We start from the raw sequence: 24,468 nt of genomic DNA on the forward strand, positions 1-24,468 counted from the left end.
TTGGCGCTTATTTCGACGATTTACTCCATCAAAATGCAAATGTGCAGTTTGATTGGCTCAAAAACCCCTTATACCCTGAAATCAGGGCATTGCAAATGTACTTTTGCATTTTGAAGGCTGTTTTGTCCTTCTTAGGCTTATCAGCTTGCACTTTTGCATTTTGATAGCGGGAGGGCGAGTGTGTAGGTGATTTTCGCATCTGAGTTCGCACTGAGAGCTGGTCGAAGTCGATCAGCACAACTTGACCGTTCCCTTGCTTGATGCAACATTTAGAGCTGGTACTTATTCTGCTTATTTGCTGGACGCTCGAGAAGATACAAAGATCGTTGAGAACTTCCTAACATGCCGGTTTTTCGACACTCTAAACAAGCATAGCTGCAGCTGATTGCTACGCCCCTTGCCCTTGCTTCGTTCCAAGCGCCAGTAAGTAGAGTTCAAGACCTAACACTTTATCTACAGCACCGGTTTTCATCCGGTAATCCAGATCGGCAATGGATGCGAGCAGTACGCCAAGACGCGGTACGGCAAACTTACGGCTTTTCTCAGCCGCCAGCTTAACCGCATAAGGATGGAGACCCAGTTGTCCCGCCATCTGCTGCGGCGTATAGCGATGCTGCTCCAGCTCTTTAATTTGCAGCATGATTCGAAGCTGTCTTGCGATAAGGGCTGCGATTTTAATCGGCTCCTCACGCCGTAATAACAGAGAACGATAAAGACGCAGCGCTTTATCAACCTGCAGCTCCGCAATTGAATCTACAAGCGCAAAAACATCCTCATCAACCGTCGAGGCGGTTAACAATTCAACCTGCTCAACACCGATAACGCCGCCTTCTCCGGCATGAAGGCAAAGCTTGTCCATTTCAATCGCCAGCTGCTGCATATGTGCGCCTACCCGGGCAAGCAATAAATCAGCCGCGTCTGGAGTCATTTTACGATGCTGCTCTTCCGCCCGCTTCACGACCCAGCGTTTCAGCTCAGAGGCGTCAAGCTCCTGAAATGGCAGTAATGCATTGCGGTCCTTCAGCATCTTAACGAGCTTCCGACGCTCGTCCAGCTTTTCCGCATTGACGATAAATAGCATAACTGTCGTTTCAGAAGGGATATCGAGATATTGCTGCAGCCGTTCCGTCTTATGCTCCAGCTTCCCGCCCTCTTTGCCTCCAGCAGCAAATACGGACGCGTCCTTGACGATAACAAGCTTCCGCTCAACGAAAAATGGCAGCGTCTCCGCCTCCAGAGCCGCTTCTTCAATTATCGTCTCCGACGTATCGAATTTGACGATGCCAAACTCCCGCTCATCCGGTGTAAACATCGCTTCAGCCAGCGTATCGGCGAACTGCTGTATCCGGTACCGGTCGCTGCCATAGAGCACATAGGCCGGACGAAACTTGCCGTTTTTTATTTCCTTTAACGCTTCTTTTGCATCCATTTCGCCGCTTGCTCCCTTCGTTTGCAATTGAACGGCAACAAAGGGATGTGCCTGTTCGGCCTCATCCCTTTGTCCCTGAACATCTATATAAACACCGGCAGGCAGGTCCATGGTACCGTCCCTGCGGATGGTCATACGACGATCAAGGTTCGCCGCAGACTTCTTTGTTCTACACTATACGCGCATGAACCGAAAAGTGTGCGAATAACCTGCCGTTTTCTTCAAATCAATGATCGGCTTTCGTTTCCTTCAACTGTGCTACGTCCACGACATAGCGTTCCATGCCGCCTTGATCCAGCTGAATTTCGTAAGTCAATTGATTATTGTCTTCTGACCAGGTCATCTTCGATATTTGCCCGTTTTTGCGCGGCGTTTCAAATACAACTTCGTCCGCCTTCGAAATACGAACGACAAAGCCTGATGACTGTGCGACATAGACACCGTCTGCCGAAGCTGCTGTAAGCAGTGCAGGGCTGTCGGGTGCAAGTCCCTCTGGCTTTTGTCCCTGCTCGCTACCGGCTGCGTCTCCGGTTCCTCCGCCATCAGACGAGGAATTGCCTTCACTTCTGTCGATCACGCCACCTGTAAAAATCTTCTGAGTATCATCTTTCTGTGGATACACAGGAATCGGATTCTCTTTGCTAGCCGGCGCATTAGCAGCTTCATGATTGAAGGATTCCACATTCACTTCGCCAGCGTGCTCATCAAACGCATACTTTTTCACTTCTCGCGAAAGTGATTTGTTTGAATCAGCAGTAGCTGAATCCGCTACAGTATTGCTGAGGCCCATCTTATCGCTCGAACTGTTCTCAAATAGCCCGGCATTATAAGAAACGATGAACATACCTGCCACTACGCTTGCTGCGATTGCGCCGCTCCACATCCGCCATCCCGGTTTTCTTCGTCTTGGCGCCGCACTTCGGCTGCCCGGATTTACTTCGGACGTTTCCATGGAAGCCGCTTCCGAAATGCGATGGGATTCAAGCTGTTCCAGCTGCGGCATAATCGCATCGACCAAACTATAGCTAGGCATTACTCTAGGTAAATTTTCAAGCTCGGACGACAGCTTCTTAAGCCGTTCAAACATCGCAGCGCAGTCCGGACATTGCCTGGTATGCTTGAGTAAAAGCTGATGCTCTTGTTCGTCGAGATCACCGTCAAGCTGCCTATGCATTAATTCAATCACCTCTTGGCAATTCATCCCCGGACACCACCTTTCTGATAATCTTGAAGTAACGTTTGAAGCTGTTGCCTAGCTCTGAATAAGTAGGATTTGACCGTATTCAACGGCAGATCAAGAGAATCTGCGATCTCGTTATAAGAGAAGTCCTGCAAATAACGAAGGACTACGACAGCACGATGATGTTCAGGCAGCTTGTCAATGGCAGTTCGAATATCTTGAATCGCATATGCGGACATAACCTCGTTCTCCACATTTTGCTTTTCTCGAAAAACCATATCATGCTCCTCGATGGATACGGTTGGCTTGCTTCTTCTAAACTTGTCGATACAAATATTCGTTACTATTCGTTGTATCCATGTTTTGAACTGAGCCTTCTCTTCGTATGAGCCGATTTTCGTATAAATTCGAATCAGCGCTTCCTGCGCTGCATCCATCGCATCCTGCTCATTATTTAATATATAGTAGGCTGTCCGATAAACATGGGTTTCAATCTCTCGCAAAAGAGTAATTAAAGCGTCGCGATCACCCGACTGAGCGGCTCTAATGAGATCCGGCTCCACCACGAGGGCTCCTCCTCTCTTGCAACCTCTTTGACGAGCAGGCTGCAATGAATGTTGCACTAATGAATGAATTATTACTTTATTTTATTTAGTCCTATGTTATGGATTGCATATTCAAACGAGAAGTCTAGTTCAATAGGCTCGTTTTGTGCAGTACAAAATAGAAAACTCCACAGTAAAGGATATCAAAAAAAAACAACTCCGTATAGAGGGAGTTGCTAGTGGAAAAGGCGTGATTACGTTAGAAATTGACTTCTGGTGCTTATTATGGAGGGTGATGGGTACGCACGAACACTCATAGGGGAGGGTATGGAGCGAACATAATTCGCTATTTAAGGAAATAAAATTCGTTAGTGTCCGAATTGATACTGACGGATTTAAAGAGAACGAATTAAATTTCGCTGTTCGCGAATTCAAGTTCATGAGTAGCGAAATTTAATTCGTTGTAGCAGAATTGAGGATTGCATAGACTCTCGATAACGAGTTTACATTCGTTGTATAACGAACCAGCTTCGTTAAAACTCACGATATATGCTCTATGAATACTAAATGGCAAGAATCCGAGCTCTGCTAGTCACTATGTTTAACTGTGCGGACGAACAGCCCCTTTTTATTGGCTTTATAGCTAACTTCCCCATACACATCAGTTCTTAGAAAATCGCTCCCGGCGGATTCTAGCCTGCTAATAACATCTGGATGGGGATGACCGTAAGTATTTGTTGCTCCAACTGAGGCTACAGCCTGATGGGGATGCCAAAATCGAAGCCATTCATCTGAGGTTGAATATCGGCTTCCATGATGGGCTACCTTCAGCACATCAACGCTGCTGCAGCAATTACCCGATATTGGCGGCGCATCGCGCCATAGACGATTGATTGCACTTTCAGTCGGCGAATCAATATCGCCAGTCAATAGAAAACTGCTGCTGTACATGCTTAAATACAGGACAACGCTTCGCGGATTTTGATCTTTTTCGATAGGAATGCTGGCTTGCTCGTTTGGAGAGACGGCTTCCGGCCATAGTACCGTTAATGCCGTATCATCTCCAAGCTTCCATTGCTGTCCGGCCTCCGCACGGTATAGCGGAATTTTTTGTTTTACCGCAAGCTTCAGCAGGCTTTGTGCATCCTCAACCTCCTTCATGCTTCCGTTCCACAATATTCCCTTTACCGGAATCGTCTCGAGCACCGCCGTCAAACCTCGAATATGATCACTGTCTAAATGTGAAATGACGAGCAAATCGAGCTTGTGTACACCGCGTTTCATCAGTAAAGGAACGAGCACCTTTTTCCCAACCTCAAACGGGTCACTTCGGTCCCTCCACTCCTCACCCGGCTTGCGGAAGCTGAGCGTGCCTCCCCCGTCAATAAGCAGTCTTTTCCCTTCTGGCGTCCGGACATAGATTGCATCGCCTTGACCGACATCCAATATATGTACAGTGCCATTCCGGTTCAGCATGTCAGGGTAATAAGCATAAATAAGAAGGACTGCCGCTCCTAATCCGACCATCCATAAAGCCCGGCTTCTCCATTTCATATCTGGATTCGCGGTAAAAGTCTCTTGCTCCCCAGCCGGGAGAGAAAGATCAGCGGTTTCTTCTAATTGCTCAACTTCAGCCTGTGATTTCAACTTTCTTGACGGGAGAAGTCTGGCAGCTGCTATAAAAAGTACATACCAGGCAGCAATCCACCAAATCGGCGGAGTCGCCCAGATCGTACGTAAAAAGTCGACTTGCGCCATTTGATCCACAATCCAAAAGGTAAGATTATTGCCATAGATACTTGCTATCGCCAGCAGCTTGCCGCCCAGATACCAGAACGAACCGATAAACAAAGCGATCGCACCAATCGGCATCACGATAGAACTAATAAACGGAACAAGCAGTAAATTTGCAGGGAGCGAGAGTAAATGAAACTGGTTAAAATAATAAATAGAGACCGGAAACGAAGCGGCTTGGGCCACAACGGTTACGGCTGTCAAATCAAGCAGCCATCTTCCTCTTTTCCATTCGGGCATCGTTTTTCGCAGCCGCGGCACACCGATAATCAGTCCGGCTGTTACTATAAAGCTGAGCTGGAAACTTACATCTCCAATATAATAGGGCTCCCAAGCGAGCATTAGAACTGCTGCTGCCGCAAGCAGATGCAGACCGTCCTTCAGCTTGTCCATTCGTGCAGCAAGCAAGCCCAGTACAGCCATTAAGCCAGCGCGCATGACGGAAGGCGATGCTCCGGAGAGCATCACGTAGACCGGTACGGCGAACATAAGCGTCACAAGCATACGCTCCCGAGTCATTCGCATAAAGCGTAGAGCAGCTCCAAGCACGTACATAAAGACAGCAACATGGAGACCCGAGATAGCCAATATATGCGTTAAGCCGAGGCGTGAAAATTGCTGGAACTGCTCGGGATCGAGGTCCTCGCGAATACCGAGGACCAGACCTTGCATGTATCCGGACTGATCGGACGGATACATGCTTCCTAGCCGCGCGCCAAGCCATCCGCGCGCTTGGTCTACGCGGCCGAGCAGCACGGCCGCGGTCCACCCGGGGCCCGGCGACACTTCGACGGCGCCGATGCCCTTTGCTTTGAGCAGCCAGTGTATCTTCTGGCTGCTTAGATAGCGGCGGTAATCGAAGCCGCCGCTATTGGATGCGCTTGCCGGCAGCGTTAGCTCGCCGGCAATGCGCACGCGTTCGCCGCGTTGCCACTCGGCGGCGAACGCTTGGTGCGGCTGCTGCTCCAGCCGCACATGCACAAGCAAGCGCTCGCGCAGCAGCCGCGGCGCTGCTTCGCCTCCAACGCTGACGGTCTCCGCCGTCACGCGAAACATTGCACGGTCGCCGTCGATCTCGACCGGCGACCCAATAACGCCAAGCACTTCCACTTGGTAGGAAGTGCCTGGCGTTACCGCCTCTGCGGCGGAGAGCAGCTCTGGCAGCGCCGTCACGTTGCGGGCATCCGCCCACAACCGCTCCCCTGCGGCGACCGTGCAGCCGAGCAGGCATACGACAGCTAGACGCGGCGTCGCCTGCCTGCATAGCACAAGCGCCAGTGCTGTTACAACTAGCGCTGCAACTGCAAGCCCCAGCGCGGCAGTTGACAACGCCGCTGCTGCCGTGCTGCCAAACACCCAACATACCGCGAACCACACAATCGGTCTTCGGTTCAACATCCCATTCACTCCTCCCGCGCCGCATCAGTTTTCTCAGCTAGTAATCCAATCCTTACTCCCTGCCATCCTCTAACTCTCGTACGCTATCAATCCTATTAAATAGATGCTCCCTCACCACTACCCTAATTCAACCATCGTCACGGTCACTCTTTCTTATTTCTGACTCTGCTAGCTCGCATCTCGTGAAACAAAATGCAAAAGTACATTTTGAAAAGCATAAAATAGCCGTTTTACCGATTCAAAATGCAAAAATACAGTTTGTTGAGCAGAAAAACGGCTGAAAGCGGCTTTTCCTGGAATCAAAATGTACTTTTACATTTTGACGGTGTTTTCTGCAGTTTTCGGCTAATCAAAATGTACTTTTGCATTTTGATACTTCTCTGTACGCTTCACGCAGCCCAAAATTTAACAACTTATCATGAATTCCAGCTTTCTCTGCTTACACACAGCAAGCAACTGGAGATTCCAACGGACAAACAGACCAATTTTCGTATTTCGTAAGACCCAAAAATTCACAGAGGAAAACGAACCTGCTTCCGACAACTTCAAGCCTGCTGCCTGGCTGCCTGGCTGCCCCTCCCACCTCCAAACATCGCATTTCTTTTCCCACTCCCCAGCACGAAAAAAAGAACCCCCGAACGGCCTAAGCTTTCGCTTAGACGGTTCAGAGGTTCTTCCCCTGTTACTAAATAATAGGTTCCGGAATCGATCCGGCTACGATGTGACGCTCATTGCCGCTTGAGGCGGCGGCTCGTAATCCGAGACGGAGCGGAAAATGATGCCCTTCTGCTCCATTAGAAGCGATACTTTATCGCTGTCCTTCGGATACGACCGATGGTACACAATTTCTTGGACACCGCTGTTGGCCAGCATGTTCGCGCAGGTCCAGCAAGGCTGGTCCGTCACATACACTGATGAGCCTTCCCGATTTACCGGATCCGTGAACAACAGCAGATTCTGCTCCGCATGAATCGTACGAATGCAGCGCTGCTTCTTGATCATCTTCTCCTGACCATCCTCGATGGTCATTTCCAGCTCCTCTGCAATCATGCAGCCCGCTTCCGAGCAGTCAGGCACGCCCATTGGTGCACCATTATATGCGGTGCCCAGAAGCTTTTTGCCTTGTACCAGCAAAGCGCCGACATGACGGCGAGAGCAGCGAGAGCGGGTCGAGACCATATAAGCGATATCCATAAAATAGGTGTCCCAATCTTTGCGTTCCGCTTCCTGCGAACGGCCCGTTGCCATTTGAATCGACTTCCTTTCCATGTTGCGCTAGATCACCGGTTCGGGCAGCTTTGCAGCCCCTATACGGAAATCTATTCTAGATGACGTGACTTGCGCTTAGTTATTACTATTATAATAGCTAATTAGCCTTCTTGGCTAATGCGAAGCGCTTGCTCCAGATCGGCCAAAATATCGCCGATACCTTCCGTGCCGATCGACAGGCGGATCAGACCTGGCGTTACGCCAGCCGAAATCTGCTCGTCAGCGGAAAGCTGCTGGTGCGTCGTGCTCGCTGGGTGGATGATCAGCGACTTGGAGTCGCCCACATTCGCGAGATGCGAGAACAGCTTCACGGAATTGATTACTTTTTTGCCGGCTTCAACCCCGCCTTTAATGCCAAAGGTCAAAATCGCGCCTTGGCCGTTCGGCAAGTATTTGAGCGCCAGCTGGTGAGACGGGTGGCTTTCCAGACCCGGATAGCTAACCCACTCTACCGCTTCATTCGTTTCCAGATATTTCGCAACTGCCAGTGCATTGGAGCTGTGACGCTCCATACGCAAATGCAGCGTCTCCAAGCCTTGCAGCAGCAGGAAGGAGTTGAATGGCGACAGCGCAGCGCCCATGTCGCGAAGCAGCTGTACTCTCGCTTTGATGATGTAAGCGATAGGACCTACTGCATCCGTGTATACAACGCCGTGATAGCTTGGGTCCGGTTCAGTCAAGCCAGGGAACTTGCCGCTAGCTTTCCAGTCGAATTTGCCGCCGTCAACGATAACGCCGCCGATGGACGTACCGTGTCCGCCGATGAATTTCGTCGCCGAATGAACGACGATGTCCGCGCCTTGCTCGATTGGACGCTGCAAATACGGGCTGGAGAACGTGCTGTCAACAATCAGCGGAATGCCGTTCTCATGCGCGATAGCAGCAACTGCCTCCACATCAAGAATGTCGCCGCGCGGGTTGCCGATCGTTTCGGCATAAAGCGCTTTCGTCTTGTCCGTAATCGCTGCACGGAAGTTCTCAGGATCAGACGGATCTACAAAAGTGACTTTAATGCCCAGCTTGGCAAGCGTATTGGAAAACAGGTTGTATGTGCCGCCATAAAGGCTGGCTGCCGATACGATTTCGTCGCCTGCACCGGCGATATTTAAAATCGAGTACGTGATCGCTGCTTGGCCGGAACCTACCGCCAACGCGGCCGGAGCTCCTTCCAGCAATGCGACGCGTTTCTCGAATACATCCGTTGTCGGGTTCATAATACGGGTATAGATGTTGCCGAATTCCTGCAGCGAGAACAAATTTGCCGCATGATCGGTATCCCGAAAACCGTAAGAAGTCGTTTGGTAAATTGGCACCGCACGAGAAAAATGTAGTCGGGTCGATTTCCTGGCCTCCGTGAACGGAAAGCGTTTCGAGTGAGAGCTTGCGTGGTTCTTGTTCTGACATCACTGACAACTCCTCAAACATAATTTTTGCTGATCCTGACAGACATTTCGACTGTCTACGCCTGACGCTGTGCGCCTTGCCCGGAACGCGATTGGACTGGGATACATTTCCTCCAGCCTTCTCCTATTCTCTCACATTTATGGACGAGCTACAATGCTATCTTTCATTCCCGCAAGCAGCTTTGGACCTATTCCTTTTACCCGCAACAAATCATCTGCCGAGGAGAAAAATCCATGCTGCTCCCGTTCATTCACAATCGCCTGCGCCTTGGCAGGACCAATGCCTTTCAACCCTTTCAACTGCTCAGCTGTCGCACGATTGACATCCAGCTTCCCGCGATCCTCGTCTGCACTTCCTGGAGTATCAGAACCCGCGGTCTCTTGCCCTTTCACCGGCTTTTCCACGGCGTCCTCATTACCCCCGGCAGCTAGTACGTCTCCCGAACCCTTTATACCAGGCTGCCCGGAGGACACACCGCCAGTTCCGCCCTCATGAGGCGCTATCTCCGTTCCCGACGGTGCTTTCTCCGCATAGGGAACATCCTCACTGGCACCAGCCTGAGCTTTTCCACCATTCGAGATATCCTCTCCCGCTCCAGTACGTCCTTTCACCGCACTATGCTCCCCTCCAGCCTGTGCTCCTCCCTTCTGATCCTTCAATGAACCCGGCTCCAGCTCCAGCAGTGCTTGCTCAACCGACCGGTTCAGCGGTAACCAGCCTCTGGCCTCCTCCTCTTTGGGCAGTGCAAAAGCAACCGTAAACATAACCGCTGCCAACACGAACAATGCGGCCAAAATGTACAGCTTAGTCCGCTCTGTCCTCCTGGCCATTTTCATCTTCATTTTCATTTACGTCATCCACCTTCCATAAAAAAGTAAAAAAATGGTCGAAATCATGACATATCGGGCAAGTCTTGATGAATAGAGTAAAAGAGCGAACACGATGCTGACGAATGACACGCATCCGCTTCAGCTAAATCATTCAACTACGGGAGGGCTGGACATGAAGATCGGATTCATCGGAACGGGCACGATGGGAAGCCTGCTTATCGAAGCATTCGTCACGTCTGGAGCGCTCGAGCCGAGCCAAATCGCCGTCAGCAATCGCACCTACACGAAAGCGCTGGCTTTGGCCAGCCGTTTTATCGGAATAAGTGCCGTACCTACGAATGCGGCTTGCGCTGCGAACAGCGATATTATTTTTCTGTGCGTCAAACCGCTCGAATTCAAAAAAGTCGTCGACGAGCTGCTGCCGGTTATTCGTCCTGAGCAATTGGTCGTCTCCATTACGAGTCCTGTATTAATCGCTCATCTGGAAGAAATGCTGCCTTGCAAAGTGGCAAAAGTAATTCCTAGCGTAACGAATTCCGTACTGAGCGGAGCTACGCTTTGCGTATATGGCAGCAGGTTATCTGCCGAAGACGAAGCCAGGCTGGAGCTATTGCTTAATCGCATTAGCAAACCGCTTCAAATTGAAGAGCCTTATACCCGGATCGTCTCCGATCTGTCCAGCTGCGGGCCTGCCTTTGTAAGCTGCCTGATGGAGCAATTTGTAGATGCCGCTGTAGAAGAGACCGGCATATCGCGAGAGGAAGCAGGCAAGGTTGTCGCCTCTATGCTGCTCGGCACCGGACTGCTTCTGACGGAAGGCGGCCTGTCGCTGGCTGACGTCCAAGCCAAGGTAGCCGTGCCTGGCGGCATTACCGCTCAAGCGCTGCAGTTGCTTCGCAGGGAGACCGACGGCGTATTCAACCGGCTTGTCCGCACGACGCATGCGAAATATGACGAGGATGTCTCCAAAGTTTCTATCGCTTTCTACGGCGAAGAGGTGAACGGTCAGTAGCTTCTAAAAGCTGCTCGACCGTCCACCTCTTCAATTTTTTGCCGTATTAATTGGCGACGATGTTGACGAGCTTGCCTTTGACCGCAATGACTTTGCGGATCGTTTTGCCCTCTATCAGTTCGCGCACCTTGTCGTTTTCTTTGGCCAGACGCTCCATATCCGCTTCATTCGTGTCAGCGGCGATCGCCAGGCGTTCAACGATTTTTCCGTTCACTTGCACGACGATTTCGACCTCTTGATCAACCGTCCATGCTTCTTCGTATTGCGGCCATGCTTCATACGATACCGATCCGGTACCGCCCAGCTTTTCCCACAGCTCTTCAGCGATATGCGGTGCAAGCGGCGACAGCATTTGTATAAAGTCGATCATCGCTTTTTTCGGCAGCGCTTCGGACTTGTAGGCTTCGTTGACAAAAATCATCAATTGGCTAATTGCCGTATTGAATCTCAAGTTTTCGAAGTCGTCGGTTACTTTCTTAATTGTGCGGTGCCATGTCCGTTTGAATGCTTCGCTTGGCTCTCCGGCATCAATCTTCGCATTCAAGCTGCCGTCTTCTTCATTAATGAAGAGACGCCATACGCGGCTCAGGAAGCGGTAGCTGCCTTCCACCCCGTTCGTGCTCCAAGGCTTCGTCGCCTCAAGCGGCCCCATGAACATTTCATACATCCGCAGCGTATCTGCACCAAATTCATTAACGATATCGTCGGGATTAATGACGTTGCCGCGGGATTTGGACATCTTCTCATTGTTCGTGCCCAGGATCATCCCTTGGTTGACGAGCTTATGGAACGGCTCTTTCGTGTTGACTACGCCGATATCATAAAGCACTTTGTGCCAGAAACGCGCATAGAGCAAATGAAGCACCGCATGCTCTGCTCCGCCAATGTACAAGTCGACTGGCAGCCATTCCTTCTGTTTCTCAGGCGAGCAGATTTCCTTGTCGTTTTTCGGATCGATAAAGCGCAGGTAGTACCAGCAGCTTCCCGCCCATTGCGGCATCGTATTCGTTTCACGGCGCGCTTTCATGCCCGTCTCCGGATCGATCGTATTAACCCACTCCGTTACGTTGGCAAGCGGCGATTCTCCTGTACCGGACGGCTTAATTGCATCGACATCCGGCAGCACCAGCGGCAGCTGGTCTTCAGGCACCGTCTTCATCGTTCCGTCTTCGAGATGAAGAATCGGTATCGGCTCTCCCCAGTAGCGCTGGCGGCTGAACAGCCAATCACGCAGACGGTACGTCACTTTGCCTTGACCTTTGCCGGAAGCTTGCAGATGCTCGATCATCGCAGCAATCGCCGCCTCGTTGTCCAATCCGTTAAGGAAATCGGAATTAACGTGAGGACCGTCTCCCGCATAAGCCTCTTGCGTCACATCGCCGCCCTGTACAACCTCGATGATCGGCAGATCAAACTGCTTTGCGAATTCCCAGTCGCGAATGTCATGACCCGGAACTGCCATAATAGCGCCTGTGCCGTAACCAGCCAGTACATAATCGGCGATCCAGATTGGCGTTTTTACGCCGTTAGCCGGATTGATTGCATATGCACCGGTAAATACGCCGGTTTTATGCTTTGCCAGGTCGGTGCGCTCCAGATCGCTTTTGTGCGATGCCGTCTTTTGATAATCAACAACGGTTTGACGCTGCGCTTCCGTCGTAATTTGTGCCACAAGCTCATGCTCAGGAGCCAATACGCAGTAGGTTGCACCGAACAGCGTGTCCGGACGGGTTGTAAATACGACGAGTGAAGCTTCATGACCGTCAATCGCGAAGGTCACTTCTGCGCCAGTCGATTTACCGATCCAGTTGCGCTGCATATCCTTGATGCTCTCCGACCAGTCGAGCTCTTCCAGATCCTCAAGCAACCGGTCCGCATATTCTGTAATTTTGAGCATCCATTGGCGCATCGGCTTGCGGACAACCGGGTGGCCGCCGCGTTCGCTGAGGCCGTCGATAACTTCCTCGTTCGCCAGAACCGTGCCCAGCGCTTCGCACCAGTTAACCGGAACTTCGGCTACATAAGCAAGACCTTTCTTATATAACTGGATGAAAATCCACTGCGTCCATTTGTAGTAATCGGGATCAGTCGTGCTGAACTCACGGTCCCAGTCATAAGAGAAACCTAAGGTTTTAATCTGACGGCGGAAATTGTTGATGTTTTCTACCGTAAACTCGCGCGGGTGATTTCCCGTCTGCATCGCGTACTGCTCCGCAGGCAATCCAAATGCGTCCCAGCCCATCGGATGCAGCACGTTGTAGCCTTGCATCCTCTTATAGCGGGACACGATGTCGGTAGCTGTATAGCCTTCCGGATGGCCTACATGCAAGCCTGCTCCTGATGGATAAGGGAACATATCCAGCGCATAAAACTTCGGTTTGCCCGGGTCCTCCGTCGTTGCGAACGTTTTGTTCGCATCCCAGAACTGTTGCCACTTCGGCTCAACCGAAAGCGGATTATAGCTGTGAAACTGCTGTTTTTCCTGGCTCATTGTCACACATTCCTCTCATATCTTCTGTCAAATAAAAAAACTCCCGCCCCTAGCGTATTATCGCTAGGGACGAGAGATTGCTCCCGTGGTACCACCCTAGTTAACGGCCGGCATGCTTTGCCTTCCGCTCACTCAATGCCTTTAACGCAGGCCGAGACGGCGCGTTGTTCACGCGCGGCTCCAAGGCGAGTTCATATCGCTGCAGGTCCGGCTTGCACCATCCGCCGGCTCTCTTAGCCTTGCAACACGACATTACTGTTCCTCTTCAACGCCAATTATGGCTGAAAAAATAGCTTAACTTCCTTATATATTAAAGAAGCGGCGCTCTCATGTCAAGATATCGGACAAGCAATCGGCGTTATTCCTCCGGCTCCTTAGCCGTCACCATAATACTGCCCAGCAGTTTGCCGTCGACATACGCCATGATGCGCCATCTGCCCGCCTCTGGGAGCATGAGCGATGACGGGAAATACCGGTCCGCGTAATCGGATGCGACTCCCGTATTAGAGAGAGAGAACAGCTCAATCAACCCGGTGCCGCCTTCTTTTGCCGCTACCGCCTTGAATTCGCCTTGAAGCTCGCTTTCTTCACCCCATAGCCACCACATATATTTATTCGCTTGTCCGGCCACAAAAGGCTGATCCATCACCCCCAGCCGTCCCGGTATGCCGCGTACCGTATAAGTGCCCGAGACGAACGCCTGACTTTCCTCCCATACAGGCTCTGTCGCTTTAAGCACGGTATCACCGTAAAATACGCCGTCCAGCTCCACCGTAAACCGCCAATAGCCCGATAAAGGAACTCCCGCTCCGGAAATCGCGTACCGGGAAAGCGTGTCGTAGCCGCTGCTTGGCTCCGTTATTTTATCCCCTGCAACGATTGTCACCTCTATGCCAGATTCGGCATGTACAGCTTTTATCGAAATCGTCTTTCCTTCATACACCTTAAAAGGCTCTTTGAACGATAGGATAAGTCCTTGTGGAGAACCCGCTTCGAAATCGCCGCCAGGCAGCATCTCCAGCAGCTCCCTGCCCTCGCGGGAATACACCGTGCGTTCTTCAAGCTGTACCGGCTCCGACGTCGCAATTAGCAAATGTCCGATATGATTAGGCAATGCCAGCCACCCCCCGCCAACTAACAGCACTATTGCCGCTGCAATTCCGCCAACACGCCAGCGTAACCGGTTTGTCTTCTTTCTGTGGGCGGTTCTCTTCGTTGCTTCGCTCCGGATTTTTTCTTTCAAATTTTCGGTAAAAGGCTCCTGCTGGAACGGCGAGTCCTTCATTCGCCTGCTCCATTCAGGTATGCCGGGCTGATTGTCATCCCTCATATTCGATCAACTCCTTTAGCCGCTTTCAATAAGCGGGCAAGCTTCCCTTTGGCGCGATGACTTCTCGATTTGACCGTCCCCTCTGATAAGCGAAGCAGCAACGCCATATCCTTAATGGACATGCCGTAGTGGTAATCCAAAATGAGCACCTCGCGAAACTTTAGCGGAAGCTCCTTAACGGAATCCCACAGCTGGCGGACGTCCTCCCGGAACAGCAGCTCGTTCTCCGCAGACGGCGATGTGGAGCCGAAGTCCATGATGTCCATTAGCGTCACTTTTCGGACAAATGCTGTTTTCAAATAGGAATAGCTTTTATTTCTCGTCATCGCAAGCAGCCAGCCCCGCACAGAGCTTTCGCCGCGAAAAGCATACATCTGCTCATAAACCGCAAGAAACACTTCCTGCACAACATCATCCGCTGCATCTGCCCGCTTCGTCAGAAAGTAAGCAAAACGCCACAAATCGCCGCCGTACTGCTGCATGAGCTCCTCCAATACGGCGCCGCGGTCATAACCGGCCGCCAAATGCTGCAAATAATGCGTCTCCAGCCTCAACACCTCCCATTAATAAGTCTGGTTAAGAGCAATAAAAGTTCCCGTTCCACCGAAATTATTTTCACCGTGCCTTGTCTCCGGCTAATAAATGCAATAAGACCAAAGGAAGGTTATACTATTGAATTGAAGGCTACATGATTTAGACAAAAAAGGAGAGACCGATATGCGATTCATTAGCAACAAAGGCATTACCGATCCGACGCTTAACCTGGCACTGGAGGAATATGTGCTGCGGTCGCTGCCGGACGACGACGATTATTTGCTTTTCTACATAAACGAACCGTCTATCATTATCGGCAAGAATCAAAATACAGTTGAGGAAATCAATGCGGATTATGTGAAGGATAACGGCATTCATGTCGTTCGCCGGCTTTCCGGCGGCGGCGCCGTCTATCATGATCTGGGCAACTTGAACTTCAGCTTTATTATGAAGGATGATGGCCAGTCCTTTCATAATTTCAAAAAATTTTACTGAGCCTGTCGTCCGGGCGCTCCGCAAGCTGGGTGTTGAAGCCGAATTAACGGGCCGGAATGATCTGCAAGTCGGAGAGCGAAAAATTTCCGGCAATGCGCAGTTTTCCACAAAGGGTAAAATGTTCAGCCACGGCACGCTGCTGTTCGATTCTGAAATCGAAAATGTCGTCTCGGCGCTGAAAGTGAACGCAGAGAAATATGTATCCAAATCGACCAAATCCATTCGAAGCCGTGTAGCGAATATTTCTGAATTTTTAAGCGAGCCGATTACGATCGAGCAATTCCGTCAAAGCATTCTCGCTTCGATTTTCGAGGATGAGCAAGAGATTCCCTTCTATGAGCTATCAGAGCAAGATGAAGCTAACGTGCGGAAGCTGGCGGAAGAACGCTATCGCAGCTGGGAATGGAATTATGGCCGTTCTCCAGCCTTCAATATGCGGCAGACCAAACGGATCGAAGGGGCGGGCACGTTCGACGTTCGGCTTCAGGTCGAGGAAGGCGTCATTGCCGGCGCTTCCGTATATGGTGACTTTTTCGGCCGCGGCGACAGCAGCGAGTTTGCGGACAAGCTGGTCGGCGTACGTTACGACGCAGACGCTTTGAAAGCCGTATTATCCGAAGCAGACCTGCCCTACTATTTCGGACCGGTAACCCCAGAGCAATGGCTGGAGCTTCTTATTTAATTTAATGACTTTCTGTAAAAAAAACCGGACGCAAGCCGCAAGCGTTAAGCTTTACGGCTGTGTCCGGTTTTTTGCGGAAAGTACCGCTTTCCCCCGATCAGCTTATACATCCCATAACCAACTGCAACGCCCAAGCTGTTCAACAGCACGTCGTCGACGTCCAGACTGCCTCGTCTCGTGACCATTTGCAGCACCTCCAGCGTAGAGATAAACACGATGAAATTAATCATCGTCTTGCCAAAGCCCCAGCGGAATGCAATCGGCAGACATAACCCGAACGGGATAAATACGAGCAGGTTACCGCCTATATTGATCAGCCATGTATTGAAGTTATAGTGATCAAAGTAGATAAAGTAGTTTTTAATCGTGGACAGCGGCATGAGGTTATACATCATTTCCCCGCCTCTTCTCGCTTGCCTGCCGAATCCTACAAACATCCAATATACTAACAGAAACGTATACAAGAAAATTCCGATCGCAGCTGCAGCACGTGCTACCATTCTCATTCGTCCACCCACTTCCGCTTGCTGGCCCAAGCTGCATTTCCTAAAGATGAAAACGTTCCAGCTGATCATATAGTTTCTCGCGCTTCAAAATTTCGATCTGCTTCGGTCCAAGCAGATCAAAATGCGGGTATTCAGCTCTCGCGTGAATGTAACGGGGATTCAACCCGTTGTCTCTGCACCACGCCGCCAGCTTAGTGAGATCGGAGCAGCCGACTTTCGTGACTGTCTTCATAGTTGGAAACCTCGGGTCCAGCCAGTAATGGGTCAAGTAGGCAATCTCGCCCTGAGCTACTTTTCGCTTCCATTCATTCATCTCGGCTCTCTTAATTCCGAATGCCACGCCGCTCTCTCCTTATGACCCGTGAATGTGCTTAACCCGGCCAACTTGCCCGTCGGCCAGCCTCACTTTTATTCCATGCGGATGAGTGGGCGATTTCGTCAGCAAATCTTTAACGATTCCCCGTGTCAGCTTCCCTGTCCGCTGATCCTGCTTCAATACAATATCAACTTCAAGCCCAGGCTTCACATGGGCGCGTTCTGTTCCGTTCATGACAATCCTTCCTTTACTGCTAGCATTTTATGAAAAACAGCATAGCATATGCCGTCAAAAGATGCACATCTAGAAGACAACTGTTATACTAAACACCATACGAAACAGATGAAATGAGGAAATTAAACTAATGTCAACCGAATTCACTACCATGGGCATCATTCCCGAGCTTACGGACAAGCTTCATCACGAAGGAATTACAACGCCGACTCCCGTGCAGCAGAAGGCGATACCCGTGCTGCTTGCGGGACAAGACGTCATCGCCCAAGCCCAGACTGGAACAGGTAAAACGATCGCGTTTGCCTTACCGATATTGCAACGAATCGACGTGACGAAGGAGCAGGTACAGGCTCTAATCTTAACGCCGACACGCGAGCTTGCGATTCAAATTACGAGCGAGCTTACGAAGCTTGCTCCCGTAGTTGGAGCCAAGGTGCTTGCTGCATACGGCGGCCAAGACGTTGTTGCGCAAATCCGCAAGCTGAACAATGCGCCCCATATCGTCGTAGCGACGCCGGGCCGTCTGATTGATCATATGAAACGCGAGACGATCAATCTTGGCAAGCTGCGTATGCTGGTACTAGACGAAGCTGATCAAATGCTTCATATGGGCTTCTTGTCGGAAGTCGAAGGCATCATTAATCAAACGCCTCGCGCCCGCCAGACGATGCTGTTCTCCGCAACGATGCCGGACGCCATTAAACGTCTTGCGGAAAACTATATGAAGACGCCTGTCGACATTCGGATCAAAAGCGCAAACGTAACGCTGGACAGCATTAAACAGCTTGTCATCGAAACTTCAGACCGCGGACGCCAGGATGCGCTCATTCACCTGATTGAACAGCATCGCCCTTATTTGGCGGTCGTCTTCTGCCGGACGAAGGTACGTGCGAAAAAACTTAACGAAGCGCTTCAGGATCACGGATTCGCGTCCGACGAGCTGCATGGCGATCTGACGCAAGCGAAACGTGAGCAGGTCATGAAACGGTTCCGCGACGCCAAGCTCCAAATTCTTGTTGCAACCGATGTTGCGGCCCGCGGCCTTGACGTTGAAGGCGTAACCCACGTCTTTAACTACGATGTGCCTCAGGATTCGGAAATTTACATCCATCGGATCGGCCGTACTGGCCGTGCCGGACAACGGGGCGTTGCCGTAACGCTCGTATCGCAGTATGACCGGGGCGCGATCCAACACATTGAGCGTAACATAAATGCCGTTCTGGAACGGCGTGCAATCGACTCGGAAGGTAATATCATCGCAAGCAGCACGCCGAGAGCAGAAGCAAAAGCTTCCGCTAAGGGCGGCAAAGGTGCAGAACGCGGCGGACGCCGCGGGGGCGGAGAGCGTAATGCCAATAATGATCGCGGCCGCGGCCGCAGCAGTGCAGGCCGAAGCGGCGGAAGAACCGTCCGTGACAACCGGACTGGAACCGGCAGCAGCCGGAGCAAACGAGGCGACGCCGAAGTAGCCGGCGTTAGCGAGAATCCTTGGCAGCAAGATCGCGAAACCGCCAGAGGTTCGCGCAGCGCAGGCAATGCTGGCCGCGGTGGCCGTAACGCTGCTCCTGCACGCGAAGGACGAGGCTCGCGTGGCGAGAGCGGCGCTCCTGCTCGCGAAAGAGGTGTTTCACGCGGTGAAGCTCCTGCACGCGAAGGACGGGGCGCACGCAATACAGGCGGCGCTCCCGCACGTGATGGCAGAGGCGCACGCAGCGCCGGATCGCCAGAGGGACCAGCATCCTGGGGCGCTGCACGCAGCACCAGCAAGGAGCGCGGCGAACGCCCATCTGGCGGCAGCCGTAGCGGCGGCAAATCCGGCGGCCCTCGTTCCAGCAGCCGAGGTACTCGTCCGTCCGGGCCATCCGGCAACCGTCGCGGACGCAGCTAATAACATCAAATACCGGGCTCGGCACAATTGCCGAGCCCGTTCATTTGTCCTTAAGTCCCCTGTCCCAAAATGCTGTTCCTCCTTCTCGTGCAGATGCCCAATTGTAATGCAACCGTGATATCCGTCCATTCGAAACCGGGCCTTTTACATATGATAGAGTATACCGAGCGGCAAGGCGTCAACAGCATAACCGCCGGAATTTATGTACGGGGAGGAATTTGCATGTCTGGTGTACATGGAGGCTCGGCGGCAGGGTTCATCCTGGTCCTGTTCATTCTTCTGGTCATCATCTCCAAGGGGATCTGGTAATCATCCCCTCTAAACTCGACACATGAGAAAAACCGCTGAGAGCATGGCTCCCAGCGGTTTTTTCGCGTTCACTTGCATCATTATTCTGTTTAGGCTGCTTTAGCCGCGTCTTCTAAGAAGCTCCAGCTCCTCCTCAGTTAATTCACGGTAAGCCCCTTCCTCTAACTGATCATCCAATGCAAGCGGCCCCATCGACACCCGCTTCAAGTGGATCACTTTTTTGCCGACGGATTCGAACATCCGCTTTACCTGATGGAACTTTCCCTCCATGATGGTTAAGGAAATAGAAGACACGATGCCATTATCCGTCTGTTCCTTGCCGTTAATGACGAGCTCGGCTGGCATTGTCACATAACCGTCATCGAGCGTCACTCCAGCTGTGAATGCTTCTTGATCGGAGGTACCAACATCTCCTTCAACGCGTGCCTCATAAGTCTTAGGAACATGCTTCCGCGGCGAAAGCAGCTCATGTGCCAATTGACCATCATTCGTCAGCAGCAGCAGTCCGACGGTATCTTTATCTAATCGGCCAACAGGAAACGGCTCCATGATTTGATCGTTAATTTCAAGCAGATCGACAACGGTTCTCTCCCGCCGGTCCTCCGTTGCGGAAATAACACCTGGCGGTTTGTTAAGCATCAAATAAATAAACTCACGATAGACGACAACCTCTCCGTCAACCGTTACTTCCTGTAATTCCGGATCAATTGTCAAGCCGCTGTCCTTGGCCGTTTTTCCATCCACCTGTATAACGCCCTGCTTGACCAGCTTTTTAATTTCACTTCTCGAACCGTAGCCGGTATGAGCGAGAAGCTTGTCCAGCCTCATTTTTTTAGCCATTGCCTAGATCAACCTCCATCCAGCCGGAAGCTCGTTCTTGAGCATTCCGCCATCGGCATATTTCCCCCACCCTAGCGGGAATCCATTCACGCATACGAGCACATAACCTTTTAAAGGGGGTGTTTCAGCACCCTTCCCATTCTCCTCGTCTGCGAGTACATTCAACTCGGGTGGCTCTACAAATAGCGTCTCACCTTTCAAATAACGTACCGCATTGGGATCGTCCGCGCTCCAATTGAGTATACGCAGCGCTTCTTCACGGCGCAAGCCCATTGCCAGCGGCTGCGACGGCTCGAACACGCCACGACCGTTCAATTCGCCGATGAACCAGCCCGCGCGGATTACGCGAAGACCATCCAGCGGCGGCAGCCCCTGCGGCTGTAAATAGATGCGAGAGCCGTAAGCTTGCAGACGGGTTGCCCCCTCTTCAAATACGCTGGAGAGCTGCGCTCCTGCAAAAACCCGCCAAGCGGCCAACGGGTCCAAGGCCGTATCTGATTGGCGGGACGCACCGCCCCCTTTGCCGCCAGCCGTCTTGCGAAGCTTGCCGTCTTTGCCGGGGCCGCCGCGTTTTTCTGCGGCACGCAGTGCGGCACCGTTATCTCTGCCGCTGCGATGATCCGGCCTCTTCCCATGCACCGGCCGCGTCTCAAACGCTGCATCCCCGGCTTCCTCAAACTCACGACCGCTGCCGCCTTCGCCATCGTCTTTGCGCTGAAGCAACGCGGCGTAATGGCCTTCGCCTTCAATGTTTTGCGGCCACAGCCTAATAGTGCCGGCAATAGACGAAAGCCGTTCATCGGAGATGCCAGCCGTCTCGCTATCCGCAAGCCAGTCCGGCCGTCCGCTTGTCCAGCCGAATTGCGGCATAATCGTCACCACTTCAAATTCTGGGTGTTCCGACAAAAACAATGCAATCTGCGCCTCGTTCTCTTCCGGCGAGAACGTGCAGGTCGAATAGACAAGCTTCCCGCCGGGAGCGAGCATTTTCGCTGCATCCTTCAAAATCGAGCGCTGCATGACCGAGCAGCGCTCGACAGAATGCTTTTCCCATTCCGCAATCATAGACTCGTCCTTACGGAACATGCCTTCGCCAGAACATGGAGCATCAACGAGTATCCGATCAAACCAGCCGCCGAACACACGGGCTAGCGCAGCAGGCTCTTCATTAAGCACAACTGCGTTTCGAACACCGGCCAGCTCGATATTTTTTGCCAGCGCCTTCGTTCTCTCCCTCGCGTTGTCATTGCTGACAATGACGCCGCTCCCTTGCAGCTTGCCGGCAATTTGCGTCGATTTGCCGCCTGGTGCCGCACATAGATCGAGAACCCGATGTCCGGGCTGCACATCCAGCAGCTCAACCGGCGCCATCGCACTTGGCTCTTGGATATAATACAGGCCGGCATGATAATGCGGGTGTTTCCCCGGCCTTTCGCCTTCGCCGTAATAAAAGCCTTCCTCCGCCCACGGAATCGGCCGTACGGCTTCGCCGAGCGGGGACAGGCCTTTCCAATGAGGCGCATCCAGCTTCAGCCGATTGATACGGAGCCCATAAACGCGCGGAGCCTGATATGAATCGATGAATCTTTCGTATTCCTTGCCGCCGAGCAGCTTCTCCATCTTATTTGTAAATGCAAGCGGCAAAAAGCCAGCCATATAAGTTCCTCCTGATGATTGTCGTTCTATGCGGTCCAGGCTGCCGACGTCAAGCCATCCATAAAGAACCCCCTCGCCGTGCCGGCATGGCATGACAAGGGGGTAAATATAAGATTAGCCTTGAGCCGATCAGCTCTGGTTATTCTTCTTGGCGCGTATGATGGCCGCCTCAATATCCATTGCTAGCTGCTTCAAGCCGAACATATCATTCTGCTCCCACAGCTCGTTGAATTTCATTTGGAATTGCGCCGCTTCCCGGATCCGGTGGTAGAAATAGAGATCCTGAATGCTGCTCAGCACTTTGGAAACAACATTGGCCCCTTCCTCAAAGCCGCGCTGCGCATCCAATATTTCATGCCGGATGCTCGACATTTCGGTATCCAGCTGAAAAGCTGCCTCCGCCGCTTTTTTCAGCCTTTCCTTCACATCCTCCGGAAGACTTTCCTTATACTTGTAATTGAGCGAGTGCTCAATCGTCGCCCAGAAATTCATCGCCAGCGTCCGGATTTGAATTTCCGCGAGCACGATTTTTTGGCCAAGCGCCGTTTGCACCGGATATTCGACAATCATATGGTAGCTGCGGTAGCCGCTGTCCTTATAATTTGTAATGTAATCCTTCTCGTATACGAGGGACAAGTCTTTGCGCGAGCGGATAAGCTCCGCCACACGGCGGATGTCGTCCACGAACTGGCACATAATCCGGATGCCGGCAATATCTTCAATTCCCGTCTCCAATTGATCCGCGGGAACATTTAGATGCTTGGCCTTCTCCAGTACGCTCGATATTTTCTTCACCCGGCCGGTGACGAATTCGATTGGGGCATACGCCTCCCTCATTTTGAGCTCTACCCGCATCGTCTTAAACTTTACTTTCAGCTCTTCAACCGCTTGTTCATATGGCTGCAAAAAAAGATTCCAGTCTCTTCCGTCCATCCGGCCGCCTCCTGTTCCTATCGATGATCTGCGCCTACTGCTTCCGTTATGCTGCGGTAGCCGTCCTTTCGCAATTTTTCCTTCAGGCCATTCGTCAATTCACGCAATACATCCGGTCCTTTATATATAAAAGAAGTATAAATTTCGACGAGCGAAGCCCCTGCGCGAATTTTATCGTATGCGTCCTCCGCTGTAAAAATGCCGCCGGAACCGATGATCGGAAGCTTGCCTTCCGTCAGCTTGTATACGGTTCGTATCACTTCCGTCGAACGCTCCTTCATCGGCAATCCGCTCATACCGCCCATTTCACCGGCATTCGCATGAGTCAGGCCTTCGCGGGATAACGTTGTATTGGTTGCAATAATACCTGCCACGCCGCTTTCCTTAATTGTGGCTACCGTCAGTTCAAGCTGCTCGTCCGTCATATCCGGCGCGATTTTCACAAGCACTGGCTTCTGCTGCGATCCCGTCTTGGCTGCCTGAAGCTTCATTTCCTCCAGCACCGCAGACAGCAGCGTACGCAGCTCGTCGCCATGCTGCAGCGCCCGAAGATCAGGCGTATTTGGGGAGCTGATATTGACGACGAAAAAATCGCCATGCGGATATAACACTTTTATGCACGCGCGGTAATCTTCGTGCGCAAGTTCATTGGCCGTTGTTTTGTTTTTCCCGATATTGACCGCAACAGGTATGCGATGAATGCTGCGGCGCGCCATTTGACGAGCCATCGCCTCCGCTCCGTCATTGTTGAAGCCCATCCGATTAATTAGCGCCTCATCGGTCGGAAGACGGAATAGTCTCGGCAGTTCATTGCCAGGCTGGCCCTTTGGCGTTACGGTGCCAACTTCAGCGAAACCAAAGCCAATGCTGGAAAACGTATCGATCGCCTTCGCGTTTTTATCCAGTCCCGCTGCAAGGCCGACCGGATGCGGGAAACGCAAGCCAAAGAGGTCAACCTCCAGCTCAGGAGCCTCGCTCACGCCATACATCGCATGCATGAGACCGTTAACACCGGGAATTTTCCCAGCGGTATGACAGCCGTCAATGATCAAGTGATGGGCTTTCTCCGGGTCCATCCGGAAAAGTACAGGTTTAAGTATTGAAGAATAAAGCAATTGCATTCACATCCGTTCCAAATTGTATGTCCTAACGAACAGTTTATCTTTTTTGGATGAAAAAGAAAAGAGCTTGTCAGCTATGTTGACAAGCTTCCATCATTGCGGATATCCGCGAAAACGATTACAATGTAGGTGTAATGTTTCTACTTTAATAATAGAAAGGTTGAATGTCGATGAGCTCTGCAAAAAGAATGCCTCCGTCTATGAAAACCAAACCTAAGGAAGAGGTTAACAAGAAGGCGTTAGTCTGGATCGGTTCCATCATTGGCGTCGTC

19 protein-coding genes, 2 pseudogenes and 1 other annotated feature are annotated in these 24,468 nt (G+C 51.7%); of the genes and pseudogenes, 4 read left to right on the forward strand and 17 right to left on the reverse strand.

Going from position 1 to position 24,468, the window contains the following annotated elements; all coding sequences use genetic code 11:
• Positions 1–388: 388 nt before the first annotated feature.
• The 7 genes and pseudogenes from holA to TY10_RS28760 form a co-directional block, all read right to left on the reverse strand.
• Complete coding sequence (gene holA, locus TY10_RS09615; RefSeq protein ID WP_337588340.1) at positions 389–1,540, reverse strand: DNA polymerase III subunit delta; 1,152 nt, start codon at positions 1,538–1,540, stop codon at positions 389–391.
• Positions 1,541–1,655: 115 nt separating this feature from the next.
• A complete protein-coding gene (locus TY10_RS28755) occupies positions 1,656–2,630 on the reverse strand; it encodes an anti-sigma factor family protein (RefSeq protein WP_052350453.1) in 975 nt (324 codons plus the stop codon).
• The gene (locus tag TY10_RS09625) at positions 2,627–3,175 is read right to left on the reverse strand and encodes an RNA polymerase sigma factor (RefSeq protein ID WP_042162806.1); all 549 of its coding nucleotides are present in this window, start codon (positions 3,173–3,175) and stop codon (positions 2,627–2,629) included. The genes TY10_RS28755 and TY10_RS09625 overlap by 4 nt, the downstream gene beginning before the upstream one ends.
• 567 nt (positions 3,176–3,742) lie before the next feature.
• Complete coding sequence (locus TY10_RS09630; RefSeq protein WP_052350454.1) at positions 3,743–6,346, reverse strand: DNA internalization-related competence protein ComEC/Rec2; 2,604 nt, start codon at positions 6,344–6,346, stop codon at positions 3,743–3,745.
• Between the two features lie 714 nt (positions 6,347–7,060).
• Positions 7,061–7,594 (reverse strand): deoxycytidylate deaminase, encoded by a 534-nt coding sequence (locus tag TY10_RS09635; RefSeq protein ID WP_042162807.1) that lies wholly within the window; start codon positions 7,592–7,594, stop codon positions 7,061–7,063.
• Between the two features lie 122 nt (positions 7,595–7,716).
• Positions 7,717–9,019: pseudogene (locus TY10_RS09640) on the reverse strand (homocysteine synthase).
• Positions 9,020–9,156: 137 nt separating this feature from the next.
• A complete protein-coding gene (locus tag TY10_RS28760) occupies positions 9,157–9,867 on the reverse strand; it encodes a ComEA family DNA-binding protein (protein WP_052350455.1) in 711 nt (236 codons plus the stop codon).
• A 154-nt stretch (positions 9,868–10,021) separates the two neighbouring features.
• Here TY10_RS28760 and comER point away from each other — a divergent pair, with 154 nt between their 5' ends.
• Entirely contained in the window at positions 10,022–10,861 is an 840-nt protein-coding gene (gene comER, locus TY10_RS09650) for a late competence protein ComER (RefSeq protein ID WP_042162841.1), read from the forward strand.
• 46 nt (positions 10,862–10,907) lie between these two features.
• On the opposite strand, the gene leuS is transcribed toward comER, so the two are convergent.
• From leuS to TY10_RS09665, 3 genes are all read right to left on the reverse strand, one after another.
• A complete protein-coding gene (gene leuS / locus TY10_RS09655) occupies positions 10,908–13,352 on the reverse strand; it encodes a leucine--tRNA ligase (RefSeq protein ID WP_042162809.1) in 2,445 nt (814 codons plus the stop codon).
• Between the two features lie 62 nt (positions 13,353–13,414).
• Positions 13,415–13,630 (reverse strand) — a binding site (T-box leader).
• A gap of 80 nt (positions 13,631–13,710) precedes the next feature.
• Positions 13,711–14,682, reverse strand: a complete 972-nt coding sequence (locus tag TY10_RS28765; protein WP_052350456.1) for a DUF4871 domain-containing protein — start codon at positions 14,680–14,682, stop codon at positions 13,711–13,713.
• Positions 14,679–15,236 carry an RNA polymerase sigma factor gene (locus TY10_RS09665; RefSeq protein ID WP_238327523.1) on the reverse strand — a complete coding sequence of 186 codons (558 nt, stop codon included), beginning with the start codon at positions 15,234–15,236 and terminating at the stop codon, positions 14,679–14,681. Before TY10_RS09665 ends, TY10_RS28765 begins: the two co-directional genes overlap by 4 nt.
• Before the next feature lie 163 nt (positions 15,237–15,399).
• On the opposite strand from TY10_RS09665, the pseudogene TY10_RS09670 reads away from it, so the two are divergent.
• Positions 15,400–16,393, forward strand: a pseudogene (locus tag TY10_RS09670) (lipoate--protein ligase).
• Positions 16,394–16,437: 44 nt separating this feature from the next.
• Here TY10_RS09670 and TY10_RS09675 read toward each other — a convergent pair.
• Genes TY10_RS09675 through TY10_RS09685 form a run of 3 tightly spaced genes read right to left on the reverse strand, consistent with a single transcriptional unit; the run spans position 16,438 to position 17,449 of the window.
• Positions 16,438–16,899, reverse strand: a complete 462-nt coding sequence (locus tag TY10_RS09675) for a VanZ family protein (protein ID WP_042162811.1) — start codon at positions 16,897–16,899, stop codon at positions 16,438–16,440.
• A 40-nt stretch (positions 16,900–16,939) separates the two neighbouring features.
• Positions 16,940–17,239, reverse strand: coding sequence for a hypothetical protein (locus TY10_RS09680; RefSeq protein ID WP_042162812.1), 300 nt, complete (start codon positions 17,237–17,239; stop codon positions 16,940–16,942).
• 12 nt (positions 17,240–17,251) lie between these two features.
• A complete protein-coding gene (locus TY10_RS09685; RefSeq protein ID WP_042162813.1) occupies positions 17,252–17,449 on the reverse strand; it encodes a YwbE family protein in 198 nt (65 codons plus the stop codon).
• Between the two features lie 130 nt (positions 17,450–17,579).
• Between TY10_RS09685 and TY10_RS09690 the strand changes: the two genes are divergently transcribed.
• Complete coding sequence (locus tag TY10_RS09690; protein WP_042162816.1) at positions 17,580–19,337, forward strand: DEAD/DEAH box helicase; 1,758 nt, start codon at positions 17,580–17,582, stop codon at positions 19,335–19,337.
• 150 nt (positions 19,338–19,487) lie between these two features.
• Complete coding sequence (locus TY10_RS31435; protein ID WP_238327524.1) at positions 19,488–19,646, forward strand: hypothetical protein; 159 nt, start codon at positions 19,488–19,490, stop codon at positions 19,644–19,646.
• Between the two features lie 99 nt (positions 19,647–19,745).
• Here the strand turns inward: TY10_RS31435 and TY10_RS09695 are convergent, their stop codons facing one another.
• The 4 genes from TY10_RS09695 to TY10_RS09710 all read right to left on the reverse strand — a co-directional run bounded on the left by TY10_RS09695 (position 19,746) and on the right by TY10_RS09710 (position 24,190).
• On the reverse strand, positions 19,746–20,486 hold the full coding sequence (locus TY10_RS09695; protein ID WP_042162817.1) for a pseudouridine synthase: 741 nt from the start codon (positions 20,484–20,486) through the stop codon (positions 19,746–19,748).
• A gap of 3 nt (positions 20,487–20,489) precedes the next feature.
• On the reverse strand, positions 20,490–22,142 hold the full coding sequence (locus TY10_RS09700) for an RsmB/NOP family class I SAM-dependent RNA methyltransferase (protein WP_042162820.1): 1,653 nt from the start codon (positions 22,140–22,142) through the stop codon (positions 20,490–20,492).
• A 129-nt stretch (positions 22,143–22,271) separates the two neighbouring features.
• Entirely contained in the window at positions 22,272–23,075 is an 804-nt protein-coding gene (yjbM, locus tag TY10_RS09705) for a GTP diphosphokinase (RefSeq protein WP_042162821.1), read from the reverse strand.
• 17 nt (positions 23,076–23,092) lie between these two features.
• Entirely contained in the window at positions 23,093–24,190 is a 1,098-nt protein-coding gene (locus TY10_RS09710) for a quinone-dependent dihydroorotate dehydrogenase (protein WP_202903170.1), read from the reverse strand.
• Between the last annotated feature and the right edge of the window lie 278 nt (positions 24,191–24,468).

It is taken from the genome of Paenibacillus gorillae (assembly GCF_000513275.1).
In the GTDB taxonomy this organism is placed as follows: Bacteria; Bacillota; Bacilli; order Paenibacillales; family Paenibacillaceae; genus Pristimantibacillus; species Pristimantibacillus gorillae.

Bases quoted from the DNA above. Each gene is read 5' to 3' on its own strand.
- holA (WP_337588340.1), bottom strand. From the start codon at position 1,540: ATGGACCTGCCTGCCGGTGTTTATATAGATGTTCAGGGACAAAGGGAT.
- TY10_RS28755 (WP_052350453.1), bottom strand. From the start codon at position 2,630: ATGAATTGCCAAGAGGTGATTGAATTAATGCATAGGCAGCTTGACGGT.
- TY10_RS09630 (WP_052350454.1), bottom strand. From the start codon at position 6,346: ATGTTGAACCGAAGACCGATTGTGTGGTTCGCGGTATGTTGGGTGTTT.
- TY10_RS09635 (WP_042162807.1), bottom strand. From the start codon at position 7,594: ATGGCAACGGGCCGTTCGCAGGAAGCGGAACGCAAAGATTGGGACACC.
- TY10_RS28760 (WP_052350455.1), bottom strand. From the start codon at position 9,867: ATGAAAATGAAGATGAAAATGGCCAGGAGGACAGAGCGGACTAAGCTG.
- comER (WP_042162841.1), top strand. From the start codon at position 10,022: ATGAAGATCGGATTCATCGGAACGGGCACGATGGGAAGCCTGCTTATC.
- leuS (WP_042162809.1), bottom strand. From the start codon at position 13,352: ATGAGCCAGGAAAAACAGCAGTTTCACAGCTATAATCCGCTTTCGGTT.
- TY10_RS28765 (WP_052350456.1), bottom strand. From the start codon at position 14,682: ATGAGGGATGACAATCAGCCCGGCATACCTGAATGGAGCAGGCGAATG.
- TY10_RS09675 (WP_042162811.1), bottom strand. From the start codon at position 16,899: ATGAGAATGGTAGCACGTGCTGCAGCTGCGATCGGAATTTTCTTGTAT.
- TY10_RS09685 (WP_042162813.1), bottom strand. From the start codon at position 17,449: ATGAACGGAACAGAACGCGCCCATGTGAAGCCTGGGCTTGAAGTTGAT.
- TY10_RS09690 (WP_042162816.1), top strand. From the start codon at position 17,580: ATGTCAACCGAATTCACTACCATGGGCATCATTCCCGAGCTTACGGAC.
- TY10_RS31435 (WP_238327524.1), top strand. From the start codon at position 19,488: ATGATAGAGTATACCGAGCGGCAAGGCGTCAACAGCATAACCGCCGGA.
- TY10_RS09695 (WP_042162817.1), bottom strand. From the start codon at position 20,486: ATGGCTAAAAAAATGAGGCTGGACAAGCTTCTCGCTCATACCGGCTAC.
- TY10_RS09700 (WP_042162820.1), bottom strand. From the start codon at position 22,142: ATGGCTGGCTTTTTGCCGCTTGCATTTACAAATAAGATGGAGAAGCTG.
- yjbM (WP_042162821.1), bottom strand. From the start codon at position 23,075: ATGGACGGAAGAGACTGGAATCTTTTTTTGCAGCCATATGAACAAGCG.